This window comes from Pseudoxanthomonas daejeonensis (assembly GCF_010093205.1).
GTDB classification, from domain to species: Bacteria; Pseudomonadota; Gammaproteobacteria; order Xanthomonadales; family Xanthomonadaceae; genus Pseudoxanthomonas; species Pseudoxanthomonas daejeonensis.
Genome location: NZ_PDWN01000003.1, coordinates 320,557 through 345,103 on the forward strand (window position 1 = coordinate 320,557; position 24,547 = coordinate 345,103).

A 24,547-nucleotide genomic window follows, 5' to 3' on the forward strand; every position below is an offset into this window, starting at 1 on the left:
CCACGCCGACGATGGCGTGTTGCGCACATCCGGTCCACGCGGTCCGGGCGGGCGTGATCAGGCCGGGCGGCTGTAGTTCGCCAGGCGCCTCGCCAGCTCGTCCGGTGGCAGCCCGGGTGCGAACAGGAAGCCCTGGCCGACCGGCACGCCCAGTTCGAGCAGGAAGCGGCGTTGCGATTCCTGCTCCACGCCTTCGGCGACCAGGCCCAGGCCCAGGCTGCGCGCGATCGCGCTGACCGCCTCGCACACGGCGACGTCCGAGCGGTTCTCCGGCACGCCCTCCACGAACAGCTGGCTGAGCTTCAGGCCGTGGATCGGTAGCCGGCGCAGGTAGTTCAGCGCGCTGTAGCCTTCGCCGAAATCGTCGATGGTGAGCATCACGCCCATCCGCCGCAGCTCGGCGAAGGTGCGCAGGGTGGCGGGTGCGTCCTCGATCAGCACGCGCTCGGTGAACTCCAGTTCCAGCGCCGAGCCGGGCAGGTCGAACTCGCGCAGCGTTTCGGCGACCTTCACCGCCAGGTCTTCGGCGACGAACTGCCGATAGGACACGTTGACCGCCACGCGGATGATGCCCAGGCCCTGTTCCTGCCATTCGCGCACCTGGCGGCAGGCCGCGCGCAGCACCCAGTCGCCGATGCGGACGATGTCGCCGGTGGTCTCGGCGTGGCTGATGAACAGGTCCGGGCGCAGTTCGCCCAGCTGGTGGCTCTGCCAGCGGATCAGCGCTTCGGCGGCGACGATCCTGCCCTGGCGCAGGTCCACCTGCGGCTGGTAGACCAGGCGGAACTCGGCGTTGTCGAGCGCGCGCCGCAGCTGGGTCTCGATCTGCAGGCGGTCCTGCTGCTTCTGGGCAAGGTCCGGGGTGAACACCTGCCAGCCGTTGCGGCTGCGGCGCTTGCAGTCGTACATGGCGATGTCGGCACTCTGGATCAGCTGCTGCGGCCGCGTACCGTCGGCCGGTGCATAGGCGATGCCGATGCTTGCGCCGACCATGAACTCGTCTTCGCCGAACATGAAGGGCCGGGTGAGGGCCTGCAGGATCTTGTCGGCCAGCTGCGGGGCCTGCTCCGGCTCGCTGCCGTCGCACAGCACCAGGAATTCGTCGCCGCCGAAGCGTGCGAGCAGTCCCTCGGTGCCGATCGCGTGCGCGATGCGCTGGCCGGTGCGGACCAGCAGGTCGTCGCCGGCGGCGTGGCCGAGCACGTCATTGACGGTCTTGAAGCGGTCCAGGTCGATATACAGCACCGCCACCGCGCAGTGCGCCGGTTCGCGCAGCCGTTCGTCGAGTTCGCCCAGGATCGCGTCGCGGTTGAGGATGCCGGTAAGCGGATCTGTGCGCGCCTGGATGCGCAGCGTTTCCTCGGCCTGCTTGCGTTCGGTGATGTCCTGCAGCGTGCCGGCGATGCGCGGCGACACGTGGTTGCCCGGCTCGACCTCGCCGATCATGCGGATCCAGAACGCGTGGCCGTCGCCACGCTGGCCCTGCAGCTCCAGGTCGAAGCCGGTGCGCTGGGCGAACACGCGCTCGAGCGCGGCTTCCAGCCGGATGCGGTCACCGCTGCGCATCCGCGCCAGCAGGTCATCCATCGCATGCGAGCCCGGGGCCAGGTCGACGATGCGCATGGCCTCGCCGGTGAGGTACATGCGCTGGCGGCCACGGTCCCATTCCCAGCCGCCGATGTGGGCCAGCGACTGGGCGCGGTCGAACAGGGTGCTGTCGCGCTTGAGGTCGGTGATGTCACTGAACAGCACGAACACGTGGTCGGCCTCGTCGCGGCCGGACGAGAACACCGGGACCGTGGTCGCCGAGATCCAGACCATGCGGTCGCTGGCCAGGTTGTGCAGGCCGATCACCGTGCTGGGGATGATCTGGCCGCTGCGCAGCGAGCGCTGCGCCGGCCACTGGTCTTCCGGCAGCACCCGGCCATGTTCGTCCAGGATGGTCCATTCCTGCCTAGGTGCGCGCAGGTCCGTTTCCAGCCCGGGGCCGAGGATCCGGTGCGCGGCCGGGTTGGCCGACAGCAGGTGGAACTGGCGGTCCAGCAGCAGCACGCCCTTGTCGATGGACTCCATCAGCAGGCGGTAGCGCGATTCGGCCTGCCAGCGGCCGCTGAGGTCGCGGGCGACGGCGACGATGCAGCGGCGCCCGGCATGCTCGAACCCGGCCGAATGCACCTCGACCGGGAATCGGCTGCCGTCGCCGCGCATGTTGGTGACCTCGATGACGTAGGTCTCGCCCCGGTTGATCGTTTCCCAGACCGGCTTGAGGTGGTCCGGCGGCAGGTCCGGATTCAACGTCTCGATCGGCTGGCCGATGATCTCCTCGCGCGACCGGTGGTAGGCGCGGATGCCGGCCTTGTTGAGGTCCAGGACGATGCCGGTCTCACTGAGGACGCTGACCGGGTCGGGGACCGCGTCGAACAGGGCGTGGTAGCGCACGCGCGCCGACTCGCCTTCGGCGAGGGCGTGGCTGAGCGCGTCATGGGCCTGCTGCAGGAGCAGGCGGGTGCCGTGGGGCAGGGCGCGGTCGTGCAGGGCAGGTTCCTGCAGCGCCGGCTCTCGTAGCGCACGTTCCAGTGCGGCCAAAACCGCTTCCGGATCCGCCAGCGAAGCGGACTCGGAGACGGCCTGGCCGGCGGCGCTCATGCGGCCGCCAGCGCCCGTCCGACCTTGCTGCCGGTCGGCCGGCCAAGCTTCGCGGCCAGCCAGCGGCCGGTCTCGGCCAGAGCGTCCAGGTCGATCCCGGTGTCGATGCCCATGCCCTGCAGCATATACACCAGGTCCTCGCTGGCAAGGTTGCCGCTGGCGCCCCGGGCATAGGGGCAGCCGCCGGTGCCGGCCACCGCCGCGTCGGCCACGCGAACGCCGGCCTCGATGCAGGTGGCGACGTTGGCCAGGGCCTGGCCATAGGTATCGTGGAAATGGACCGCCAGCGCGGCCATCGGGACTTCATCGGCCACTGCCAGCAGCATCCGGCGCGCCTTGAGCGGGGTACCCACGCCGATCGTGTCGCCCAGCGAGATCTCGTAGCAGCCCAGGTCGTGCAGGCGGCGCGCGACCCGGACCACGTCGGCCAGCGGTACTTCCCCCTGGTACGGGCAGCCGAGCACGGTGGAGACGTAGCCGCGCACGCGCACCCCATCGACGCGCGCGCGCGCCAGCACGGGCGCGAAACGTTCGATCGACTGGTCGATCGAGGCATTGGTGTTCCTGAGGTTGAAGGCCTCCGAGGCGGCGGTGAATACCGCCACCTCGTCGGCACCGGCAGCACGGGCGCGGTCGTAACCCTGTTCGTTGGGTACCAGGACCGGATAGGACACGCCGTCGCGACGCCGGATGCCGGCCATCACCTCGGCCGCATCGGCCAGCTGCGGCACCCACTTGGGGCTGACGAAACTGGTTGCCTCGATGCTGCGCAGGCCGGTGGCCGAGAGCCGGTCGACCAGTGCGATCTTGTCGGCGGTGTCGACCATCGTCGATTCGTTCTGCAGCCCGTCGCGCGGGCCTACCTCGACGATGCGGACGAATTCGCTCATGCCTGCTCCGCGGCGACGACCACGGTGGCAGCCACGATCGCGAGGACCGCATCGGCCTCGACGAAGTCGCCGGTGGCCGCGCGCAGTTCGGTGACCACGCCATCGCGTGGCGCCCTGACGGTCAACTCCATCTTCATGGCTTCCATCACCAGCAGTTCGCTCCCCGCGAGTACGGCCTGTCCCGCGCTGGCCTTGACCAGCACCACGCGGCCGGGCATCGGCGCCAGCACGCGACCATCGCCGCCGCTGTCGCCTGATCCCTCGCCACGCTCCGCCGGCAGCAGCCGCAGCGGCAGTCGCCGATGGCCGTCGTGCAGCTCCAGCGCATCCCCGTCGAAGCGCGCCGCCAGGCGCCGACCCTGTCCGTCGATACGCAGGTCCAGGTTTCCATCGGCCAGGCGTGCGCCGGAGATTGCGTGGGTCGCGCCGTCCACCACGATCGTCCAGTCACCGCCATGCCCGGTGGCGCGGGCGTCGTGGACCTGGCCGGCGACCTGCAGCCGCAGGCGGCGGGCGGCGCGGCCCTGCAGGCGCCAGCCGTCGCCGAGGTGCCAGGGCGAATAGGGGTCGCCGCTGCCGCCGGCTTCGCGGCTCGCATCCGCTTGTGCGCGCAGCAGGGACGCCGCGCATGCCGCCGCCAGCAGGTCCGCGGGGGCGGGGTCGGTGCGGTCGAGGAACTCGTCCAGGTGCCGGTCGAGGTAGCCGGTGTCGATCCGGCCTTCGACCACGGCCGGATGACGCGCCAGCACCTCGAGGAAAGCGAGGTTGGTCTTGGGGCCGGCAACGTGGCAGGCGGCCAGCGATTCGCGCAGAAGCGCCAGCGCGCCGGGTCGGTCCGCCGCATGGACGATCAGCTTGGCGATCATGGGGTCGTAGAACACGGTGACCGTGTCGCCCGCTTCCACGCCCGCGTCGATGCGGACCTGCGGCGAAGGCGGCGGCAGTTGCAACGCGCGCAGGGTGCCGGATGCGGGGAGGAAGCCCGACTCGGGATCTTCCGCGTACAGCCGCACCTCGATGGCATGGCCGTTCCGCGGCACCTGCGGCTGCTGCAGCGGCAGTGGTTCGCCGGAGGCCACGCGCAGCTGCCATTCGACCAGGTCCAGCCCGGTGACCATCTCGGTGACCGGATGCTCGACCTGCAGCCGGGTATTGATCTCCATGAAATAGAACGCGCCGTCCGGATCGACAATGAACTCGACCGTGCCGGCGTTGACGTAATCGATGGTGCGCGCGGCGGCGACCGCGGCTTCGCCCATGGCCTGGCGCAGTTCATCGGTCAGGAACGGCGAGGGCGATTCCTCGAGCACCTTCTGGTAGCGGCGCTGCGCCGAACATTCGCGTTCGTTGAGGTGGATCACCTGCCCGTGCGTGTCGCCGAACACCTGGATCTCGATGTGCCGCGGCGAAGATACATAGCGTTCCAGCAGGACGCGGTCGCGGCCGAAGGCGTTGCGCGCCTCGCGCTGGCAGCTCTCCAGTGCCGGCGCGAAGTCTTCCAGCCGGTGGACCACGCGCATGCCCTTGCCACCCCCGCCATGGGCCGCCTTGACCATCAGCGGGAAACCGGTCCGCGCGGCTTCGCGGGAGAGCGTGGCCAGCGACTGGTCCTCGCCGTTGTAGCCGGGCACCACCGGTACGCCGGCCTGGGCCATCAGCTGCTTGGCACCGGCCTTGCTGCCCATGCGCCGCATCGATGCGGCGTGCGGCCCGATGAACACCAGGCCGGCGGCGGCGACCGCTTCGGCGAAGTCCGCGTTCTCGGACAGAAAGCCATAGCCCGGATGGATCGCCTGCGCGCCGCTGCGCCGCGCCGCCTCGATCACCGCGTCGCCGCGCAGGTAGCTGTCGGCCGGCGCCGGACCGCCGATGCAGTGCGCTTCATCGGCCAGGCGCACGTGCAGCGCGCCGGCATCGGCCTCCGAGTAAACCGCAACGCTGGCGATGCCCAGCCGGCGAAAGGAGCGGATGATGCGGCAGGCGATTTCGCCTCGGTTGGCGATCAGTATTTTTTCGAACATGCGGGTCTGCGACGGCTCGGTGGGGTGCCTGCCCGTTCCGGCCGGCGGCAAGTGGATTCGATGGGAGCGCTGCGACGGGCAGCCGCGCAAGCGGGAGTGGTTGCGTGGCCGGGCCTGGCCCTCATTCCTCTGGAAGCCAGCGCGGCGCGCGCTTCTCGAGGAAGGCGCCGATGCCTTCCTGGCCTTCAGGCGACACGCGCAGGCGCGCGATCAAAGAAGCGTTGGCGCGATCGCGGACGCCCGGATCAGCAGGCAGCATGGCCTCGCGCACCAGCACCTTGGCCGCGGCCGCGGCCCGCGGCGCGGCGCGGCAGAGCAGGGCGACCTGTTGGGCGACCGCGTCGTCCAGCGCATCGGCCGGCACGACCCGGTGCAGCAGGCCGACCTGCAGGGCGATATCGGCGTCGAAGGTCTCGGCGGTGGCGAACCAGCGCCGCGCCTGGCGCGGGCCGATCGCCGCGATCACGTACGGCGAGATCACCGCCGGCAGCAGCCCCAGCCGGCTTTCGGTGAGGCCGAAACGCGCCTGCGGCGTGCCGATGGCGATGTCGCAGCAGGCGACCAGTCCCACGCCGCCGCCGAAGGCCGGTCCCTGGACCCGGGCGATGGTCGGCAGCGGCAACTCGTCCAGGGTGCGCATCAGGCGGGCGAGGGCGAGGGCATCGTCGCGGTTCTCGTCCTCGCTGGCGGCGGCCATCCCGCGCATCCACTGCAGGTCGGCGCCGGCGGAGAACGAGGCGCCTTCGCCCTCCAGCACCACGACCCGGACCGCGTCATCGTTGGCGGTGGCCTGCAGCGCCGAGGTCAGCGCGGCGATCAGGGCCGGGTCGAAGGCGTTGTGCAGTTGCGGCCGGTTCAGGCGCAGGCGCAGCACGGGGCCTGCGCGTTCGATCAGCAGCGGTTCCGCCATCTTTCGCTTCCGGGGATTGCAGGCCTGGATGATAGCCGCGCCAGCCGGCACGGCCATGACGCAGCGCGGCGTGCCCGCAGCGGCGGTGATAGAATTGAGAACAGTTCTTGATAACCGGATGTCCCGTGACGCTGTCCGAGCTGCTGCCGCGCACCCCTGTCGTCGTCGAATCCGTGGTGGACCACCACCCGCACGATCCCATCGCCCGCCGCCTGCGCGAGCTGGGCTTCGTCGCCGGCGAGCCGGTGCAGGTCGTCGCGCGGGGGCCGTTCGGGGCCGAACCGCTCCTGGTCCAGGTCGGCTATACCCGTTTTGCCCTGCGCAGGTCCGAGGCCGCCCGCGTGCACGTTGCCCCCGCCCTCGGCGAGGCCGGCGCATGAGCGCCCAGGCCGCCGCCCCGCTGCGCCTGGCGCTGCTCGGCAACCCCAATTCGGGCAAGACCGCGCTGTTCAACCTGCTAACCGGCAGCCGGCAGAAGGTCGCCAACTACGCCGGTGTCACCGTAGAGCGCAAGGAAGGCCGCCTCCATTCGCCGGCGGGCCATTCGTATGCGGTGCTGGACCTTCCGGGTGCCTACAGCCTCAACCCGGCCAGCCTGGACGAGGCGATCACCCGCGACCTGTGCCGGGGCTTCTATCCCGGGGAGGCGGCCCCTGACGTGCTGGTCTGCGTGGTCGACGCGACCAACCTGCGCCTGCACCTGCGTTTCGTGCTCGAAGTGCGGCAGATGGGCAAGCCGATGATCGTGGCGCTGAACATGAGCGACGCCGCGCAGCGTCGCGGCATCACCATCGATCGCGCAGCGCTGGAGCGCGAACTGGGCGTACCGGTGGTGGAAACGGTCGCCGTGCGCCATCACGGCGCCAATAGCCTGGTGGAGCGGATCGATGGCGTGGCGGCGCACCTGCATCCGCCGGTCGCGCAACTGGCCGACGACGCCGACCTGCATGCCGAGACCCGGCGCCTGCTCGCCGCCACCGTATCCATGCCGACCCGCACCGCCAGGATCGATGATGCGCTGGACCGCTGGCTGCTGCACCCGGTGCTTGGCCTGCTGACCCTGGCGGTGGTCATGTTCCTGATCTTCCAGGCGGTGTACGCCTGGGCCACGCCGGTCATGGACCTGATCGAGGCCGGTACCGCCGCCCTGGGCGAATGGGTCGGCGCGCGGATGGCCGAAGGGCCCCTGGCCAGCCTGCTGGTCGACGGCATCATCGCCGGCCTCGGTGGCGTGATCGTGTTCCTGCCGCAGATCCTGGTGCTGTTCGCCTTCATCCTCGCCCTCGAGGAATCCGGCTACCTGCCGCGCGCCGCATTCCTGCTGGACCGGATGATGGCGGGCGCCGGCCTCTCCGGACGCTCGTTCATCCCGCTGCTGTCCAGCTTCGCCTGCGCGATCCCCGGGATCATGGCCACGCGCAGCATCCAGGACCCGCGCGACCGACTGGCCACGATCCTGGTCGCGCCGCTGATGACGTGTTCGGCGCGTCTTCCGGTGTACGCGTTGCTGATCGGTGCGTTCATCCCGGCGCGCGAGGTCTGGGGGGGCTTCAACCTCCAGGGGCTGGTGCTGTTCGGCCTGTACATGGCCGGCATCCTCAGTGCGCTGGCCGTGTCGTGGGTGATGAAGAAATGGCGCCGCGACAAGGGCGAGCATCCGCTGATGCTGGAGCTGCCGTCGTATCGCCTGCCCAATCCGCGCGACCTGCTTATCGGCCTGTACGAGCGCGGCATGGTCTTCCTCAAGCGCGTCGGCGGGATCATCTTCGCCCTGACCGTTCTGCTGTGGGTGCTGCTGTCGTTCCCGGCGGCGCCGGTGGACGCGACGATGCCCGCGATCGACTACAGCTTCGCCGGCCGCATCGGCCATGCGCTGGCGGTGGTGTTCGCGCCGCTGGGCTTCAACTGGCAGATCTGCATCGCACTGATCCCCGGCCTGGCTGCGCGCGAAGTGGCGGTGTCCTCGCTTGCCACGGTCTATGCGCTGTCCGCCGCCGACGACGAGGCGGCCGCGCAGGCACTGACACCGCTGATCACCGACGGCTGGTCGCTGGCCACCGGACTGTCGCTGCTGGTGTGGTTCATCTACGCACCGCAATGCCTTGCCACCTGGGCGGCCATCAAGCGCGAGACCGGTTCGTGGAAGACGATGGCCATCGCTGCCGGCTACCTGTTCGCGCTCGCCTACCTGGCCTCGCTGCTGACCTACCAGGTCGCGGTGCGGCTCGGGGCGGGCTAGGGCGCACGACGATGAACGTCGCGCTGCCGCTGTGGCTCCAGTACGCCGTCATCGGCGTGGTGGTCGCCCTTGCCCTGTGGATCTTCGCGAAGAAGCAGCTGCCGGGCAGCCTGCGCCGCGCTCGCCTGGCCCTGGCCGCACCGCTGGTACGTGATGGCCGGCCTGCATGGATGCGTTCGCTGGCGCGGCGCATCGCCCCGCCGGGCTCAGGCCCGGGCGTGTCGGCCTGCGGTGGCTGCGACAACTGCGGCCCGGAGCCGAAGCAGCGTTAGCTGGATCGTTCCCGCTCGCCCCGCCTGAAGTGGCTTCAACCAGCGGCAGGGACGTCGGGATTAGAAGGGGTCGCGGTTGCCGGCGTGTCGGCTTTGCGGACTGAAGTCCGCTCCTGCAGGAGTCCGACGAATGGCCGCCTTCGCTGGCGGGCATGACCGCGACACCGAACGATTCGCAGCCCGGGGATACTCGCCCGCGTGGAGCGTCGCTGCACTTTGTAGGAGCGGGCATGACCGCGACGCCGAGGTGGTCCGGAGCCACGGGAGCGCCGCCCAGTTCGACGTTGCCGCCTCCTGGCGCCCAACGATCAGCCGTCCGCACCCTCCGGCAGCCACGCGCGGAAATCGCCGCTGCAGTGGAGCAGGGCCATCATGTACAGCATCCCGTCGTAATAACGGTGCTGCCCGGTCGGTACCGGGTGCTCCCACAGCGCACGGACGAAGGCCAGGCGTCGCGGATCGTCGGCGGCCAGGCTGGCCACCGCATTGGTCGCGATCAGGCCCGTCGTCCGACCCCCACCGAGCGGTTTACCGTCCAGTGTGTACAGGCTCTGGTAGGAGTCCATGCCCTGGGCTTCGAAGAATGCCTGCAGGCGGTTGCTCAACTCTATCTGGCGGGGATCGCGCGCCCACCAGGACCAGTCCACCGACCAGTTCATGGCGCTGCGCCACGCGTCGTAGCGGAAGTCGGCCGACTCCGGGCGCCAGGGCGCCGCCCACGGCGAGCCATCGAAGTTGCCGTAGTCGGGCGTAAGCGCAGTACTGGGGTGCGAGGCGGTGGCGAAATAGTCCCGGCTGACCTGCGCCGCCTGGCGCCAGAAATCACGGTCCGCTTCGGGCCCGACGCGTGCCCAGATTTCATAGAAGGCGGGCAGGTGGTAGGACGCGTCGGTGTGCGCCGCGTTCGCAACGTCGGGAGTGAAGCGCACCATCTTCGCTTCCCGGTCGAACAGGTTCATCGCGGTCATCTCGCCGCGTGCGGTCGTGCCGGTGATGCGTTCGCGATGCAGTACATCGGTGAGCAGGCGCGTGGCCTGCGCGCTGTAGTCACGGAGGCCTTCGCCATCGCCCCAGCGCTGCGCGGCGAAATAAAGCGCGGTGATGAAGTATTCCTCGCCATCCGGTGCGGGCATCTCGTCGTTGGCCACCCCGTCGGTGCCAACCGACCAGGCGAAGTAGCCATGCGCCGGATGCGCCGGGTCGTCCTGGTACATGTGGGTCATGGCCCAGTTCCAGATCGCGTCGAACTCGGCCTTACGGTCCAGCTGCACCGCGATCATCATTCCGTACGACATGCCTTCGGAGCGCACGTCGTCGCTGTTGACGTCGTGGATGTAGGCGAGCGGGCCATGCGCATTGCTGCCGGCTTCGTAATAGACGGCCTGGTCGGTGCCGTTTCCATGGAACAGCTGCTGGAAGGCCGCTTCGACCTTCGCTTCGGTTTCCTCGCGCCGGTAGCCGGCTTCGGCGAACAGGTCCGGGTACTGCCCGGAGGCAACGGCGCCCTTCGCTGCCGTCGCGTCCTCGGATGGGGCAGGCGCGCGTGCGGAACCCGCCGTTACGGGCGCCGGCGTGCATGCGGCCAGCATGGTGCACAGCAACCAGGGAGCGGCCAGGGCGGCGATGCGATGGTAGTGGACGGTCATGCGGTTCCTGTGCGTACGTTCGGGGCGTGGAGGCTGAGGACGTTAGCAGGGCGCCAGCCCCGTACGCATCGGCATGCGTGTCGTGCCATCACTGGTCGGGAATGTCAGGCTCGACCAGGCGCGCGAGCTGCTCCAGGGATTCCTGCCAGCCCAGGTAGCACATCTCGACCGGGATCACTTCGGGAATCCCCTCCTGCACGACTTCCAGTTCGGTCCCGCACAGCACGGCCTTCAGGCGGACGCTGACCTGCATCTCGCCGGGAAGGTTGGGATCATCGAAGCGGTCCACGTAGCGGATCCGCTCGTGCGGCACCAGCTCGAGATATTCGCCACCGAAGGAATGGGTGTTGCGGGTGCCGAAGTTGGTGAAGGACATCCTGAAAGTGCCCCCCACCCGCGCCTCCAGGTGCGCGACGCTGGCCGTGAAGCCGTAGGGCGGCAGCCATTTGGCCATTGCGTCGGCCTCGGTGAACGCGCGATAGACGCGCTCGGGCGGACAGCGCAACACGCGATGGAGACGGACGGTACCGGTAGCCATGGCGATTCTCCGCGAGTGGTTGGATTTCGTTTACGACGGATCGGCCGCAGTGCGATCGACAGGGCGGCAGCGTCGTCAGCGCATGCCCTTGTGTTGCCCGCCATCGATAGGCACGCAGGCGCCGGTCACCCACATCGCCCGCGGCGAGGCGAGGAACAAGGCGACGTCAGCCACTTCCTGCAGCGTGCCCATGCGACCCCAGGGAATGCCCGCGCGCACCGCTTCGTAGCGCGGCGGATCCTGGCGACGGACCTGGTCCCACAGGCCGCCATCGAACTCGATCGAGCCGGGTGCGATCGCGTTGGCCCGGATCCGGTCGGGGCCATGGAAGATCGAGAGCTTCTTGGCGTAGGCGATCAGCGCGGCCTTGGCCGAGGCATAGCCGAAATCCGGCCCGGGACTGGCTTCCAGGCCCGAGATGGACGCGACCAGGACGATGCTGCCGCCGCCAGCCGCCTTCATCCACGGGATCACCTGTTCGCAGGCGCGGGCCGCGGCCAGTACGTCCACGCGCAGGCTCGCCTCGAAATCGACCACCGAGGGCCCCAGCGCAAGCGCCGAAGCGTTGTGGACCAGGACGTCGACGCCGCCGAAGGCCTGGCGTACGCCGTCCAGGAAGTCCGCCAGCGAGGGCCCGTCGCCGAGATCGCAGGAGCGGATATGGACGCCTCCACCGTGCCGTCGCAGCGATTCCTCCACCTCGTGCAGCGCGTTGCGGCCGCGTGCGTCGGCACCACGGGCGCAGGTGGCCACGTCGGCGCCTTCCGCCGCCAGTCCCAGTGCGATCGCGCGCCCGATGCCGCGGCTGCCGCCGAGCACGACGCAGCGCTTGCCTTGCAGTTGCAGGTCGATGGCCTGGTTCCTCCCGGATCGATGGTGGACCGCGCGGCTACATGCGGAACACGCCGAAGCGTGCCGGTTCGACCGGTGCGTTGAGCGAAGCCGACAGCGCAAGGCCGAGCACGCGGCGGGTGTCGGATGGATCGATGATGCCGTCATCCCACAGGCGCGCGGTGGCGTACCACGGGCTTCCCTGCTGTTCGTACTGCTCGCGTACCGGCGCCTTGAACGCCTCCTCCTCTTCGGCGCTCCACTGGCCGCCGCCGGCCTCCAGGGCGTCGCGGCGCACGGTCGCCAGCACGCTGGCGGCCTGTTCGCCGCCCATCACGCTGATCCGCGCGTTGGGCCACATCCACAGGAAGCGCGCGCCATAGGCGCGCCCGCACATCGCGTAGTTGCCGGCGCCGAAGCTGCCACCGATGACCACGGTGAACTTGGGCACCGACGAGCAGGCCACCGCCGTCACCATCTTCGCCCCGTCCTTGGCGATGCCGGCGTTTTCGTACTTGCGGCCAACCATGAAGCCGGTGATGTTCTGCAGGAACACCAGCGGGATGCCGCGCTGGTTGCACAGTTCGATGAAGTGCGCGCCCTTGAGCGCGCTCTCGGCGAACAGGATGCCGTTGTTGGCGACGATGCCGACCGGATAGCCATGCAGGTGGGCGAAGCCGGTGACCAGGGTCTTGCCGTATCGCGCCTTGAACTCCTCGAACTCGCTGCCGTCGACCAGGCGCGCGATCACTTCGCGGATGTCGAACGGGCGGCGCGTGTCGGGTGGGACGATCCCGTACAGCTCCTCGGCTGCGTACAGCGGATCGCGCGGCGCGCGCACGGCGACGTCGATGCGCTTCTTGCGGTTGAGGTGGCTGACGATGCCGCGCGCGATCTGCAGCGCGTGCTCGTCGTCCTCGGCGTAATGGTCGGCCACGCCGGACACCGCGGTATGCACGTCGGCACCGCCGAGTGATTCGGCATCGACCACCTCGCCGGTGGCTGCCTTCACCAGTGGCGGGCCGCCGAGGAAGATCGTGCCCTGGTCGCGCACGATCACCGACTCGTCGCACATCGCCGGCACGTAGGCGCCGCCGGCGGTACAGCTGCCCATCACCACCGCGATCTGCGGGATGTTGTCCGCGCTCAGTCGCGCCTGGTTGTAGAAGATCCGGCCGAAGTGCTCGCGGTCGGGGAAGACTTCGTCCTGCAGCGGCAGGAACGCGCCGCCGGAATCGACCAGGTAGATGCACGGCAGGCGGTTCTCGCGCGCGATCTCCTGCGCGCGCAGGTGCTTCTTGACCGTCATCGGGAAGTAGGTGCCACCCTTGACCGTGGCGTCGTTGGCCACGACCACCACTTCCTGGCCGCAGACCGTGCCGATGCCGCAGACCATGCCCGCGGCCGGCGCGGCATCGTCGTACATGCCCTCGGCCGCCAGCGGAGCGATCTCGAGGAAGGGCGAGCCGGGGTCGAGCAGGGCATCGATGCGGTCGCGGGCGAGCAACTTGCCGCGTTCGGTATGGCGCTGGCGGGCCTTGTCGCCGCCGCCCCCGGCGGCGCGCTCCAGGCGCCGCCGCAGTTCAGCGGCGAGCTGGCGGTGATGATCGGAGTAGGCGGCGAATTCGGGCGATCGCGGATCGATCTGGCTGCGGAGGGCGGGCATGGGCGTCCTGGCGTGCGGATGCACGCAGGATACGGCAGCGCCGGCGATCCGCCTTCTGGCGGCGCAACAAGGCACGCTGGAACGGGGCGGCGGCTCCGTTCCGGCGTGCCCGGACTTTCAGTAAGGAATTACTGGTCCTCGGCTTTGCGCTCGGCCTTCTCGGCCGCTTCGCGGGCCTTGATCGCGGCCCTTTCCGCTGCATCGGCAGTGGCGTCGGCAGCGCGTGCGGTCGCGTCGCGGGTGGCATCGGCAGCGCGGTTGGCGGCGTCGCGGCTGGCGATCGCGGCCTGGTCCAGGGCCTGCTCGGTTTCCGCCGCGGCCTGCTGCGCATGGACTTCGGCGTTGGCGCCGGCTTCGCGGGCGGTATCGACGGCGTCGGCTGCCGCTGTTTCGGTCGCCGCCGCGGCATGGTCGGCAGCGGCAGCCGCATGGTCGGCGGCACGACCGGCTTCGGTGCGGGCAGGCTCGTTGCAGGCGGTGAGGGCGAGCGCGGCGGCGATGGACAGCAGCGGAAGAAGTCGATTCATGGCGATGGTCCTCGAGTGGGAAGGGTCGCCAAGGAGGATGGCTGAAGCGACTTCAGCATCCCGTGAATCAGCGCGCGTGCGGGGCGCGCGCAAAAGAAGAAAGGCCGCCGGTTTCCCGACGGCCTTTCCAGGTACAGCAGGAAGGTCAGCAGATTACTGCTTGACTTCTTCCTTGGCCTCTTCGGCAGCGTCCTTGGCCTGCTCGGCAACGTCGGCAGCAGCCTCGGCGGTGCCAGCAGCGGCGTCGGCGGTGGCGTCGGTCGCGGCGCCAGCGGTGGCGGCAGCAGCGTCGGCAGCGGTGTCGGCGGCAGCGGCAGCGGCGTCAGCAGCGCCCTGGGCAGCGTCGGCGGTAGCGGCGCCGGCGGCAGCAGCCGAGTCGGCAGCAGCCTGGGCTTCGGCAGCGGCGGCGTCAGCAGCAGCGGCAGCGTCCTGGGCCTGCTCCTGCTTGGAGCACGCGGCCAGGGCCAGACCCAGGGCCAGGGCGATCAGCAGCTTGTTGATGCTCATGATTGGATGTTCCTCGTCGTTAAGTTGGGCAACGCGCCATTGCGCGCCGGCAACATGATGACAAGCCGGTGTCGGCTGTCAAGCGCCGGTTGGGTCACCTTTGTAAAAGGTTGGTGAAAAACGGTTACAGCACTTCCACCGCCAGCGCCGTGGCCTCTCCACCACCGATGCACAGCGCAGCCACGCCGCGCTTCAGGCCCCGGGTACGCAGGGCATTGACGAGGGTCACGACCAGGCGCGCACCCGACGCACCAATGGGATGGCCCAGCGCGCAGGCACCCCCGTTGACATTGACCTTGGCGTGCGGGATGCCCAGCTCCCTGATCGGCGCCATGGCCACCACGGCGAACGCTTCGTTGATCTCGAACAGGTCCACGTCGGCGACCGACCAGCCGACCTTGTCGAGCAGGGTGGAGATCGCCCCGATCGGCGCAGTGGTGAACCATTCGGGCTGGTGCGAGAAGGTGGCATGGCCGGCGATCCGCGCCAGCGGCTGCACGCCACGGCGCGCAGCCTCGTCGGCCGACAGCAGCACGGTGGCCGCGGCGCCGTCGGAGATGGAGGACGAGCTGGCCGCGGTGACGCTGCCATCCTTCCTGAAGGCCGGCTTCAAGGTGGGAATCTTGGCGACGTCGGACTTGCCCGGCTGTTCGTCGCTGGCGAACTCGACCTCGCCCTTGCGGGTGGCGACCTTGACCGGAACGATCTCGCCATTGAACGCGCCGGCGGCCTGCGCGGCCTGCGCGCGGGTCACCGATTCGATGGCGAACGCATCCTGCTCCTCGCGGGTGAATCCGTACTTCTCGACGGTGGCTTCGGCGAACACGCCCATCGCCTGGCCGTCGTAGGGATTGGTCAGGCCATCCCAGGACATGTGGTCCACCGCCTGGAAGTTGCCATAGCGGTTGCCGGTGCGCGAGTTGGGGATCAGGTGCGGGGCATTGGTCATCGACTCCATGCCGCCGGCGACCACGACGGTGGCCGAACCGGCCTTGATCAGGTCGTGGCCGAGCATGATCGCCTTCATGCCCGAGCCGCACACCTTGTTGATCGTGGTGGCGCCGGCCGAGGTCGGCAGCCCGGCGGCGAGCGCTGCCTGGCGGGCGGGGGCCTGGCCCAGGTTGGCCGGGAGAACGCAGCCCATGATCACTTCGGTGACATCGGCGGCCGCGATGCCGGACTGGTCGAGCGCGGCGGAAATCGCGGCGGCGCCCAGGGTCGGGGTGGGCACGCCGGTGAACTGGCCAAGGAAGGAGCCGATGGCAGTGCGCTTGGCGGCAGCGATGACGACGTCGGACATGGGGGTATGCCTGTGGGGATGAGCCCCGATTATCGCGGCACCCGCCGGCACCCGCCACCGTGCACCCGGACAGGCGACAGTCCTTGCCGATTGCGGTATAGAAACGGCGTGTCGGGGGACGGGGCGGCGATGCCGCCGATCATCGAGGATTGCGTGACGTGAAACACATTTTTGGCAATAAATTCGCACGCGGCGGCGTGGCGCGCTCCCTGCTGGCGGTCGCGATCGCGGCCACGCTGGCCTCCGGCCTGGCCGCCTGCGGCGGCGGCGGCGGGGGCAACCTGCGCCCGGGCAGCCCTTCGTCACCCCCGGTTTCACCGCCGCCGACTTCACCGCCCCCGACCTCGCCGCCGCCACCGCCCCTGGTCCAGCCGCCGATCGACGCGCACCTGACCCTGACCCACGCCACCGCGGCCGAGCGGCAGGGCTATACCGGGGCGGATTACCGGATCGGCGTGATCGACACCGGCGTCAACCGCAACCACCCCAGCCTGGCCGGGCGGGTCGCGGCCAACCTCATCTACGTGAACCGCAACACCAACGACATGAACGTGGACGACAAGGTCGGCCACGGCACGACCGTCTCCCTGCTTGCCGCGGGTGCTGCGTATGGGAGCTGGCCGGGCGGCATCGCGCCAGAGGCCTCGATCCTGTCGGCGCGCATCATCAACGACGAGCGTCCGACCGACGACGGTTCGGGCCAGGGCAACGAGGTCACCGGGGCGCTGGGCCTGAAGCCGATCCACCAGGACCTGGTGGCCCGTGGCATGCGGATCATGAACAACTCCTGGGGCGGCCTTTACTGGAAGCAGGCCACCGCGACCGCGCCGATCGCCGACGAGTACCGCTTCTTCATCAAGGACAACGACGGCCTGGTGGTCTTCGCCACCGGTAACGAAAGCCGTCCGGACCCCACCAACATGTCGGCGCTGCCGAGCCAGCCCGGCCCCAATGGCACGATGCCCGCGGCCGACCTGGAGCAGGGCTGGCTGGCGGTGGCGGCGCTGGATACCTCCGATCCCAGCCGGCTGATGTACTACTCCAACGCCTGCGGCCTGGCGAAGAGCTACTGCCTGGTCGCGCCGGGGACCTCGATATTCCCGTCCCATACCGATACGGGCGCCACGCCCAACCTCAAGTACGGCAGCGGCACCTCGTATGCGGCTCCGCTGGTCTCGGGTGCCGCGGCGGTGGTCTGGCAGAAATTCCCATACTTCAACAACGACCTGGTCCGGCAGACACTGCTGGGCACGGCGACCGACCTTGGCACTGCCGGCCCGGACGCGGTGTTCGGCTATGGCCTGCTCAACGTGGCCAAGGCGCTGGACGGGCCGGGGCGGTTCGACTGGGGCGATGTCACGGTCACGATTCCGGACTCGTCCACCGGCACCGCCTGGAAGAACGACATCAGCGGTGCCGGTGGGCTGATCGTTCGCGGCCCCGGCGCCCTGGCGCTGGAGGGTAAGAATACCTACACCGGTAATACCCGCGTTGAATCCGGCTTCCTCGGGGTACTGGGCTCCATCACCTCGTCGGTTTCGATCGGCGCCACCACCAATGGTTCACCTGCGTCGTTCCAGATTTTCCCGGCCGCGCGTGTGAAGGGTAACGTCGAGAACCGGGGCACGTTCGCGAGTACCAACGTCGGCGGCCCAGGCACGATCGAGGGCAATTACGTGCAGTTTGCCGGCGCCACCTTCCTGACCCGGCTAGGTGCGCATCCACTGCAGATCACCGGTACCGCCGCACTCCAGGGGGGTAATGTCCGGGTGAACGGCGTGGTCGACGGATACGTCACCCAGTCTCGGCAGACGCTGCTCAGCGCGACCCAGGGCCTGAGCGGCGCGTTCGACGGCATCCAGGTGGGCGGCGGGCTTTTGCTGGACAGCACGTTCGGCTACGACGCGACCTCGGCTTGGCTGAACATCACCCGCGTCGAGGTGACCGCAGCGGCATTGAGCCTGAGCAGCATTACCCCTGCTTCGCTCGGCGCGGCCAGTCGTGTCGAAAGCGCGTTCGATGCCATCGATTCCGGTATGGAAGGCGTGGCCGATGGATTCATCCGCACGGCGGGAGAGGTCCAGCAGGTGTCCAGCGAGGCGGCATTCGGTGCGAGCCTCCGTAGCCTCTCCGGCGAAGTGCACGCATCGGCCGCGGCCGCGACGTACGACACGCTCGACCTGGGGCGGCGTGCGCTGTCCTCGCGCTTCGATGATCTGTCGTCGGGCACCCGCCGCGCCGGTGGCTGGATGGAGGCGCTCGGTGGCACGGCGTCACTGGGCAGCGGCGTCGATGCACAGGTCGATGGCTGGCTGGCCGGCCATGACGTGGGCCTGGACGGGGCGATGGTGGCAGGCGTGGCCTTCGGCGAGTCGACGACCGACAGCCGCATCAACGGCCTGATCGATCGCAGCCGCGAGCGGCAGACGCAGGCGCAGGCCTACCTGGGCCGGCAGTGGAACCAGGCCTACCTAATGGGCCAGTTCGGCGCCGGCCAGTGGCAGCGGCAGATCGATCGCGAGCTGCTGCTGGGCGCCAGCCGCTACGGCGTGCACAGCGACTACGACGGCGACTTCGCCGTGGCCGGAGTGGAAGCGGGCTACCGCTTCGACGGCGCAGCCGGCTCGCTGGTGCCATACCTGGGTACCGAGCACACGCAGGTGCGCAGCGATGGCTTCCAGGAGCAGGGCGCGGCCGGGTTCGGCCTGCGCACCGGCGCCAGCACGTCTTCGCGCACGCAGGCCATCGCCGGCCTGCGTGCCAGCCGCGACTGGCAGCGGATCAGCCTGAGCGGCTATGCGGAGTGGCAGCAGACCCTGGCCAGCGATGGACTGGAGGTGTCGGCCAGCTTCGTCGGCGTGGACAGCTGGTCGCCGCTGGCGGCGTCCAATCCGGCGCTGTCGGGCGGCATGGTCGGGTTGTCGGCCAAGGCATGGTTGACCACGAACTCGACCGTGTCGTTCGGCTACGACCAGCGCTTCGGCCCGCGTGGAGACGCGAGCCTGGTGTCGCTGAAGTACGCGTTCGGGTTCTGATCCGCGAACCCGGTCGGTGCGATGCCCGCTCTTGCAGGAGCGGGCATGACCGCGACACCGAAGTCATCGACGCAAGCGGGTCGTAGTGATTCCCGGTGAGCGTTCGTGCCGTGTCCGTCGCTACATAGCGCCGAAGCCGTAGGCGGGATGCGAACAGCGGCCCTCGACACCGGGGATCCGGATCGCTTCATGATTCCGGCCGCGCTGGTGTCGCGGTCATGCCCGCTCCTACAAGAGCGGGTGCAGCATCCGGGGGGGGCGCGGCGATGCCGCGTAGGCGGATCAGCCGCCTTTAGGCCCGCCGCAGCGCGCAGTGCGCTCGGCTGACCTGTGCGGCATGCCGCGCAAACAGGTCATCCTCGTTCCGGCCCGCCGCAGCGCGGCGGGCGCTCGGCTGATTCACGCGGCAGTGCCGCGTACGCGAATCAGCCTCGCCCTTCGAACAGTTCGCGGCCGATCAGCATGCGGCGGATCTCGTTGGTGCCGGCGCCGATCGCGTAGAGCTTGGCGTCGCGCAGGATGCGGCCGGCGTCGAATTCGTTGATGTAGCCATTCCCGCCCAGCGACTGGATCGCCTCGAGCGCGACCTGCACCGCGGCCTCGGATGCATGCAGCAGGCAGCCGGCCGAGGCGGCGCGCGAGGCGTGGCCGGCGTCGAAATCGCGCGCGACCTGGTAGGCGAATGCACGACTGGACTGCAGGGCGGTATACATGTCGGCGATCTTGCCCTGCATCAGGCCGAAGGTGCCGATCGCCGCGTCGAACTGCTTGCGCTCGCGCACGTAGGGCAGGGTGATGTCCATCGCCGCCTGCATCAGGCCGATCGGGCCGCCGGTGAGGACCAGGCGCTCGGTGTTCAGGCCGCTCATCAGCACGCGCACGCCCTGGTTCACTTCGCCGAGCACGTTTTCCTGCGGGATCTCGCAGTCGGCGAACACCAGTTCGCAGGTGTTGGAGCCGCGCATGCCCAGCTTGTCCAGCTTCTGCGCGGTCGAGAAACCCTTCATGCCGCGCTCGACGATGAAGGCGGTCATGCAGCGGCTGCCCGCGTCCTTGCCGGCGGTGCGCATGTAGACCACCAGCACGTCGGCCTCGGGGCCGTTGGTGATCCACATCTTGTTGCCGTTGGCGACCCACACGCCGTCACGCAGTTCCGCACGGCAGCTCATCGAGCCGACCACGTCCGAACCGGCCCCCGGTTCGCTCATCGCCAGCGCGCCCTTCCATTCGCCGCTGCACAGCTTCGGCAGGTACTTCGTGCGCTGCGCGTCGTTGCCGTTGAGGTACAGGTTGGACACGCACAGGTTGGAGTGCGCGCCGTAGCTCAGGCCGACCGAGCCGGAGGCGCGCGAGATTTCCTCCATCGCCACCAGGTGGGCCAGGTAACCCATCTCGCTGCCGCCGTACTCGCCGGGCACGGTCATGCCGAGCAGGCCCATCTCGCCGAGCTTGGGCCACAGGTCCTGCGGGAAGGCGTTCTCCTCGTCGATCGCCGCGGCGCGCGGCGCGATCTCGGCCTCGGCGAACCGGCGCACCGCCTCGCGCAGGGCGTCGATCTCCTCTCCCAGCTGGAACGTGCGCATCGGATCCCCTGATGGTTACAAGTGCACCCATTGTAGGCGCGCACCGCCGCGGCCACACGTGCGACCGCACAAAACCGGGTTCGCGCATGCTCATTTCCCGGAGCAGGCATCAGCGCTCTCGCAGGAGCGGGCACGACCGCGACAGCGATGCCGTGGGAAGCACGAGGGCGTCGCCCTGTCAGGTTCGCCGGTGTCGCGGGCTGAACCCCGCTCCTACAAAGGCGTGGCGTCATGCCTTGTTGCAGGAGCGGGCATGACCGCGACACCGACGCCGTGGGAAGCACGAGGTGCCGCTCTGTCAGGTTCGCCGGTGTCGCGGGCTGAACCCCGCTCCTACAAAGGCGTTGCGTCATGCCTTGTTGCAGGAGCGGGCATGACCGCGACACCGATGCCGTGGGAAGCACGAGGGCGTCGCCCTGTCAGGTTCGCCGGTGTCGCGGGCTGAACCCCGCTCCTACAAAGGCGTGGCGTCATGCCTTGTTGCAGGAGCGGGCATGACCGCGACACCGATGCCGTGGGAAGCACGAGGGCGTCGCCCTGTCAGGTTCGCCGGTGTCGCGGGCTGAACCCCGCTCCTACAAAGGCGTGGCGTCATGCCTTGTTGCAGGAGCGGGCATGACCGCGACACCGACGCCGTGGGAAGCACGAGGGCGCCGCCCTGTCAGGTTCGCCGGTGTCGCGGGCTGAACCCCGCTCCTACAAAGGCGTTGCGTCATGGCGTGTTGTAGGAGCAGGCATGACCGCGACACCGGAAGCACGAGGGCGTCGCCCTGTCAGGTTCGCCGGTGTCGCGGGCTGAACCCCGCTCTTACAAGGGCGTTGCGTCATGGCGTGTTGCAGGAGCGGGCATGACCGCGACACCGATGCCATGGGAACGACGACGGCGTCACCCGCGCCCAAGCCCAGGAAATCTCAACGCATCGCCGGTGTTGCCGCCTCGGTGTCGCGGTCGTGCCCGCTCCTACGGAAGCAGGTCCCGCCCTCAGCGCTCGCCGCGCAGATGTCCCATGCGCGGGCGGGTGCGGCCCATCGGCAGCTTGAGCTTGCCGATCGCGTTCAGGCGCGCCTCGGCGATGCGGTCGGCCGCGTACTGCGGGCTGATGCCTTCGCGCTCGGACAGGTCGAAGATCCTGCCGACGTTGTGGTAGATGCTGCGGATCAGCCGCATCGCGCGCTCGCGGTTGTAGCCGTCGATCTCCAGCGACACGTTCATCACGCCACCGGCATTGACCGCGTAATCGGGCGCATACAGGATCCCGCGCCGGTACAGCTCGTCGCCGATCGCGTGGCTGGCCAGCTGGTTGTTGGCCGAGCCGCACACGATCTTGGCCTTCAGGCGCTCCAGCGTCTGCGCATCGATGCTGCCTTCCATCGCGCACGGCGCGAACACGTCGGCGGCGACGTCGTAGATCTCGCTGCTCGACACCGCCTCGGCGCCGTACTCGCTCACCGCCCGATCGACCAGCTTCGGGTCCAGGTCGGCGACGAACAGCTTGGCGCCGCGCTCCTTGAGCAGCTTCACCAGCTCCATCCCGATGTGGCCCAGCCCCTGGATGGCGATGCTGGTCTTGCCCACTTCCTCGTGGCCGAACTTGCGCTGCAGCGAGGCCATCAGGCCCTGCAGCGTGCCGTAGGCGGTGAACGGCGCCGGGTCGCCGGAGCCGCCATGCACCTGGTGCACGCCGGTGACGAACTCGGTCTCCAGGTAGATCTGTTCCATGTCGTTGACGTCGGTGCCGACGTCCTCGGCGGTGATGTAGCGTCCGCCCAGCGCCTCGACCTGGCGGCCGAAGGCGCGGAACAGCACCTCGGTCTTGTCGGTCTTCGGGTCGCCCAGGATCACCGCCTTGCCGCCGCCGATGTTCAGCCCGGCCAGTGCGTTCTTGTAGGTCATCGTCCGGCTCAGCCGCAGCACGTCGCGCACCGCGTCGGCCTCGTTGGCGTAATGGCGCATGCGCACGCCGCCGACCGCCGGGCCGAGCACCGTGTTGTGCACTCCGATGATGGCCTTCAGGCCCGCCTCGGGGTTGTTGCAGAAGATGACCTGCTCGTGGCCGGAGGTGGCGAGGGTTTCGAAAAGCATCGTGGGCTCCGGGTCGTGTCGCGCGTGGACGGGCAGGGCGCGACAGGGGCCGTGTGTGGCTGGAGGTGGCGGGTCTGCGCCCGGGAAACACCGGGTCCAGAAAACAAAAATGCGACGGAACCGGGGGTAGGGCGGGTCGTCGCAGGCGCATTCTAACCCCAGCCTTGTGACCCCGTTCGCACCGGGCTTGAAAGATACGAACGGTCGTGCTATTCAAGCCGCCATGACCCCGTCCGCCGCCACCGCCGCCGCCACCCCCAAGGGCGCCAGCACCCGCGGGATGCTCCTGGAGCGGGCCTGCGGCATGGCTGCCCGGATCGGGCTGGAAGGGATCAGCATCGGCGAGCTGGCCAGTGCGGCCGGCATGTCCAAGAGCGGGGTCTTCGCCCATTTCGGTTCGCGCGAGGACCTGGTCCGGCAGACCCTGGACTGGGCGGCCGGGCAGTTCATCGAAGAGGTGATGACGCCCGCGCTGCGCCTGCCGCGTGGCATGCCGCGCCTGCAGGCGATCAGCAATGCCTGGCTGGCCTGGATCACCGCACACCCCGATGGCTGCGTGTTCCTCGGCGCGGCCATGGAATACGACGGCCGCCCCGGCCCGATGCGCGACCACGTCGCCACCCTGCTCGAGTCCTGGCGCGCCGCGCTCGAGCGCGCCGTGGCCCTGGCGGTCGAGCAGGGCCACCTGCGCGCCGGCACCGACCCGGCACTGGTCGCGTTCCAGTTCCAGGCCCTGATGCAGGGCTACCACCACGCCCGCATGCACCACCCGCAGTCCGCCCGCGGGCTGACCGAACGCGCGGTTGCCGACCTGTTCGCGCGCTACGCCGCCGACGCCCCTGCGCCCGCGGCTTCCCCCACCGCCTGAGTCCCCGAAGGAGCACCGCCATGGCTGCCGTCGCGCCCGTCACTTCCCCGCAAAAAAGCACGATCGTTCGGACTTCTTCGGTGCCGCGCCTGCTGCGGATGGCCTTCGCTGTCGGTGGCTGGCTGATGCCCGACGCCACCGTGCGCCGCGCTTCGCGCCTGTTCGGCACGCCGATGGCGTCCTCGCGCAGCCGGGCGCTGGCGGCCGAAGCCGGCGACGCACGCGTCGGCCAGGTCATGAGCGAAGGCCACGCCGTCGCCACCTACACCTGGGGCGATCCGGCGACGGAGCCCTACGTGCTGTTCTCGCACGGTTGGTCCAGCTTCGGCCTGCGCTGCCGGCCGTGGATCGCGCCGCTGCGCGCGGCCGGCTACGCGGTCGTCGCGTTCGACCATCCCGCCCACGGCCGCAACGAGGGCGGGCGCGCGATCCTGCCGTCGTTCGCCGCCGCACTTACCGCGGTTGCACGCCGGCATGGCGCGCCGGCCGCGCTGGTTGCCCATTCGATGGGCGGCGCGGCGGCGATGCTCGCGCTCAGCGCCGGCCTGCGCACCGGCCACGTGGTGCTGCTCGCCCCGGCCGCCGACCTGCGCGCGGCCGGTGGCCGTTTCGGCCGGATGATCGGCCTGGCACCGCCGCTGGTGGCGCGCATGTTCGAAGGTTTCGAGCGCCAGATCGGCCTGCCGGTCGACAGCTTCGCCGCCCAGCACCACGCCCCGCGCATGGCCGCGCCGGCGCTGGTCGTGCACGACCTGGAAGACGACGACGTGCCGTGGGACGAAGGCGAGCGCTACGCCCGCCTGTGGCCTGACGCGCGCCTGCTCACCACCACCGGCCTGGGCCACCACCGCATCGCCGGCGATGCCACGGTGATCGACGCCACCCTGCGCTTCCTGCACGGCGAGGTCGTGGGGGAACGCGTGGTGTCCTCGCCGAACCTGCCGTTCGGGTTTGCGTGAGGACGTGACGTGCGCAGGTTAGGTAG

General features: G+C 69.6%; 19 protein-coding genes. 6 read left to right on the plus strand and 13 right to left on the minus strand.

Annotation, left to right across the window (positions count from 1 at the left end; genetic code table 11):
- Window positions 1–57: 57 nt before the first annotated feature.
- The 4 genes from CSC65_RS04660 to CSC65_RS04675 form a co-directional block, all read right to left on the minus strand.
- Window positions 58–2,646, minus strand: a complete 2,589-nt coding sequence (locus tag CSC65_RS04660; RefSeq protein ID WP_162408886.1) for a sensor domain-containing protein — start codon at window positions 2,644–2,646, stop codon at window positions 58–60.
- Window positions 2,643–3,536 (minus strand): hydroxymethylglutaryl-CoA lyase, encoded by an 894-nt coding sequence (locus CSC65_RS04665; protein WP_162408888.1) that lies wholly within the window; start codon window positions 3,534–3,536, stop codon window positions 2,643–2,645. The genes CSC65_RS04660 and CSC65_RS04665 overlap by 4 nt, the downstream gene beginning before the upstream one ends.
- Entirely contained in the window at window positions 3,533–5,557 is a 2,025-nt protein-coding gene (locus CSC65_RS04670; RefSeq protein WP_162408890.1) for an acetyl/propionyl/methylcrotonyl-CoA carboxylase subunit alpha, read from the minus strand. The genes CSC65_RS04665 and CSC65_RS04670 overlap by 4 nt, the downstream gene beginning before the upstream one ends.
- A 121-nt stretch (window positions 5,558–5,678) precedes the next feature.
- Complete coding sequence (locus CSC65_RS04675) at window positions 5,679–6,467, minus strand: enoyl-CoA hydratase-related protein (RefSeq protein ID WP_162408892.1); 789 nt, start codon at window positions 6,465–6,467, stop codon at window positions 5,679–5,681.
- A 125-nt stretch (window positions 6,468–6,592) separates the two neighbouring features.
- Between CSC65_RS04675 and CSC65_RS04680 the strand changes: the two genes are divergently transcribed.
- Genes CSC65_RS04680 through CSC65_RS04690 form a run of 3 tightly spaced genes read left to right on the plus strand, consistent with a single transcriptional unit; the run spans window position 6,593 to window position 8,978 of the window.
- The gene (locus CSC65_RS04680; RefSeq protein WP_162408894.1) at window positions 6,593–6,847 is read left to right on the plus strand and encodes a FeoA family protein; all 255 of its coding nucleotides are present in this window, start codon (window positions 6,593–6,595) and stop codon (window positions 6,845–6,847) included.
- Window positions 6,844–8,706, plus strand: a complete 1,863-nt coding sequence (feoB, locus tag CSC65_RS04685) for a ferrous iron transporter B (protein ID WP_162408896.1) — start codon at window positions 6,844–6,846, stop codon at window positions 8,704–8,706. The genes CSC65_RS04680 and feoB overlap by 4 nt, the downstream gene beginning before the upstream one ends.
- A gap of 11 nt (window positions 8,707–8,717) precedes the next feature.
- Entirely contained in the window at window positions 8,718–8,978 is a 261-nt protein-coding gene (locus CSC65_RS04690; RefSeq protein WP_162408898.1) for a DUF6587 family protein, read from the plus strand.
- Window positions 8,979–9,286: 308 nt separating this feature from the next.
- Here CSC65_RS04690 and CSC65_RS04695 read toward each other — a convergent pair whose 3' ends face one another.
- The 7 genes from CSC65_RS04695 to CSC65_RS04725 all read right to left on the minus strand — a co-directional run bounded on the left by CSC65_RS04695 (window position 9,287) and on the right by CSC65_RS04725 (window position 15,993).
- Complete coding sequence (locus tag CSC65_RS04695) at window positions 9,287–10,624, minus strand: family 8 glycosyl hydrolase (protein ID WP_202922828.1); 1,338 nt, start codon at window positions 10,622–10,624, stop codon at window positions 9,287–9,289.
- A gap of 88 nt (window positions 10,625–10,712) precedes the next feature.
- The gene (locus CSC65_RS04700; protein WP_162408900.1) at window positions 10,713–11,162 is read right to left on the minus strand and encodes an SRPBCC family protein; all 450 of its coding nucleotides are present in this window, start codon (window positions 11,160–11,162) and stop codon (window positions 10,713–10,715) included.
- 75 nt (window positions 11,163–11,237) lie between these two features.
- Complete coding sequence (locus CSC65_RS04705; protein WP_162408902.1) at window positions 11,238–11,981, minus strand: SDR family NAD(P)-dependent oxidoreductase; 744 nt, start codon at window positions 11,979–11,981, stop codon at window positions 11,238–11,240.
- Window positions 11,982–12,051: 70 nt separating this feature from the next.
- Window positions 12,052–13,659, minus strand: a complete 1,608-nt coding sequence (locus CSC65_RS04710; protein WP_162408904.1) for a carboxyl transferase domain-containing protein — start codon at window positions 13,657–13,659, stop codon at window positions 12,052–12,054.
- A 128-nt stretch (window positions 13,660–13,787) separates the two neighbouring features.
- Complete coding sequence (locus CSC65_RS04715) at window positions 13,788–14,186, minus strand: hypothetical protein (protein ID WP_162408906.1); 399 nt, start codon at window positions 14,184–14,186, stop codon at window positions 13,788–13,790.
- 153 nt (window positions 14,187–14,339) lie between these two features.
- Window positions 14,340–14,693: a hypothetical protein gene (locus CSC65_RS04720; RefSeq protein ID WP_162408908.1), complete on the minus strand. Its 354-nt coding sequence runs from the start codon at window positions 14,691–14,693 to the stop codon at window positions 14,340–14,342.
- 124 nt (window positions 14,694–14,817) lie between these two features.
- On the minus strand, window positions 14,818–15,993 hold the full coding sequence (locus CSC65_RS04725; RefSeq protein ID WP_162408910.1) for a thiolase family protein: 1,176 nt from the start codon (window positions 15,991–15,993) through the stop codon (window positions 14,818–14,820).
- A gap of 158 nt (window positions 15,994–16,151) precedes the next feature.
- Here CSC65_RS04725 and CSC65_RS04730 point away from each other — a divergent pair, with 158 nt between their 5' ends.
- The gene (locus CSC65_RS04730) at window positions 16,152–19,028 is read left to right on the plus strand and encodes an autotransporter serine protease (protein WP_238390274.1); all 2,877 of its coding nucleotides are present in this window, start codon (window positions 16,152–16,154) and stop codon (window positions 19,026–19,028) included.
- Window positions 19,029–19,453: 425 nt separating this feature from the next.
- Here CSC65_RS04730 and CSC65_RS04735 read toward each other — a convergent pair whose 3' ends face one another.
- A complete protein-coding gene (locus CSC65_RS04735; protein WP_162408912.1) occupies window positions 19,454–20,611 on the minus strand; it encodes an acyl-CoA dehydrogenase family protein in 1,158 nt (385 codons plus the stop codon).
- Between the two features lie 982 nt (window positions 20,612–21,593).
- A complete protein-coding gene (locus CSC65_RS04740) occupies window positions 21,594–22,694 on the minus strand; it encodes a Glu/Leu/Phe/Val family dehydrogenase (protein WP_162408914.1) in 1,101 nt (366 codons plus the stop codon).
- Between the two features lie 223 nt (window positions 22,695–22,917).
- On the opposite strand from CSC65_RS04740, the gene CSC65_RS04745 reads away from it, so the two are divergent.
- Both CSC65_RS04745 and CSC65_RS04750 read left to right on the plus strand, forming a co-directional pair.
- Window positions 22,918–23,562, plus strand: coding sequence for a TetR/AcrR family transcriptional regulator (locus CSC65_RS04745; protein ID WP_162408916.1), 645 nt, complete (start codon window positions 22,918–22,920; stop codon window positions 23,560–23,562).
- An 80-nt stretch (window positions 23,563–23,642) separates the two neighbouring features.
- A complete protein-coding gene (locus CSC65_RS04750; protein ID WP_238390275.1) occupies window positions 23,643–24,521 on the plus strand; it encodes an alpha/beta hydrolase in 879 nt (292 codons plus the stop codon).
- Window positions 24,522–24,547: the final 26 nt, after the last annotated feature.

Coding starts and splice junctions, on each gene's coding strand:
- CSC65_RS04660 (WP_162408886.1), bottom strand. CDS start 2,646: ATGAGCGCCGCCGGCCAGGCCGTCTCCGAGTCCGCTTCGCTGGCGGAT.
- CSC65_RS04665 (WP_162408888.1), bottom strand. CDS start 3,536: ATGAGCGAATTCGTCCGCATCGTCGAGGTAGGCCCGCGCGACGGGCTG.
- CSC65_RS04670 (WP_162408890.1), bottom strand. CDS start 5,557: ATGTTCGAAAAAATACTGATCGCCAACCGAGGCGAAATCGCCTGCCGC.
- CSC65_RS04675 (WP_162408892.1), bottom strand. CDS start 6,467: ATGGCGGAACCGCTGCTGATCGAACGCGCAGGCCCCGTGCTGCGCCTG.
- feoB (WP_162408896.1), top strand. CDS start 6,844: ATGAGCGCCCAGGCCGCCGCCCCGCTGCGCCTGGCGCTGCTCGGCAAC.
- CSC65_RS04690 (WP_162408898.1), top strand. CDS start 8,718: ATGAACGTCGCGCTGCCGCTGTGGCTCCAGTACGCCGTCATCGGCGTG.
- CSC65_RS04695 (WP_202922828.1), bottom strand. CDS start 10,624: ATGACCGTCCACTACCATCGCATCGCCGCCCTGGCCGCTCCCTGGTTG.
- CSC65_RS04700 (WP_162408900.1), bottom strand. CDS start 11,162: ATGGCTACCGGTACCGTCCGTCTCCATCGCGTGTTGCGCTGTCCGCCC.
- CSC65_RS04710 (WP_162408904.1), bottom strand. CDS start 13,659: ATGCCCGCCCTCCGCAGCCAGATCGATCCGCGATCGCCCGAATTCGCC.
- CSC65_RS04715 (WP_162408906.1), bottom strand. CDS start 14,186: ATGAATCGACTTCTTCCGCTGCTGTCCATCGCCGCCGCGCTCGCCCTC.
- CSC65_RS04720 (WP_162408908.1), bottom strand. CDS start 14,693: ATGAGCATCAACAAGCTGCTGATCGCCCTGGCCCTGGGTCTGGCCCTG.
- CSC65_RS04725 (WP_162408910.1), bottom strand. CDS start 15,993: ATGTCCGACGTCGTCATCGCTGCCGCCAAGCGCACTGCCATCGGCTCC.
- CSC65_RS04735 (WP_162408912.1), bottom strand. CDS start 20,611: ATGCGCACGTTCCAGCTGGGAGAGGAGATCGACGCCCTGCGCGAGGCG.
- CSC65_RS04740 (WP_162408914.1), bottom strand. CDS start 22,694: ATGCTTTTCGAAACCCTCGCCACCTCCGGCCACGAGCAGGTCATCTTC.
- CSC65_RS04745 (WP_162408916.1), top strand. CDS start 22,918: ATGACCCCGTCCGCCGCCACCGCCGCCGCCACCCCCAAGGGCGCCAGC.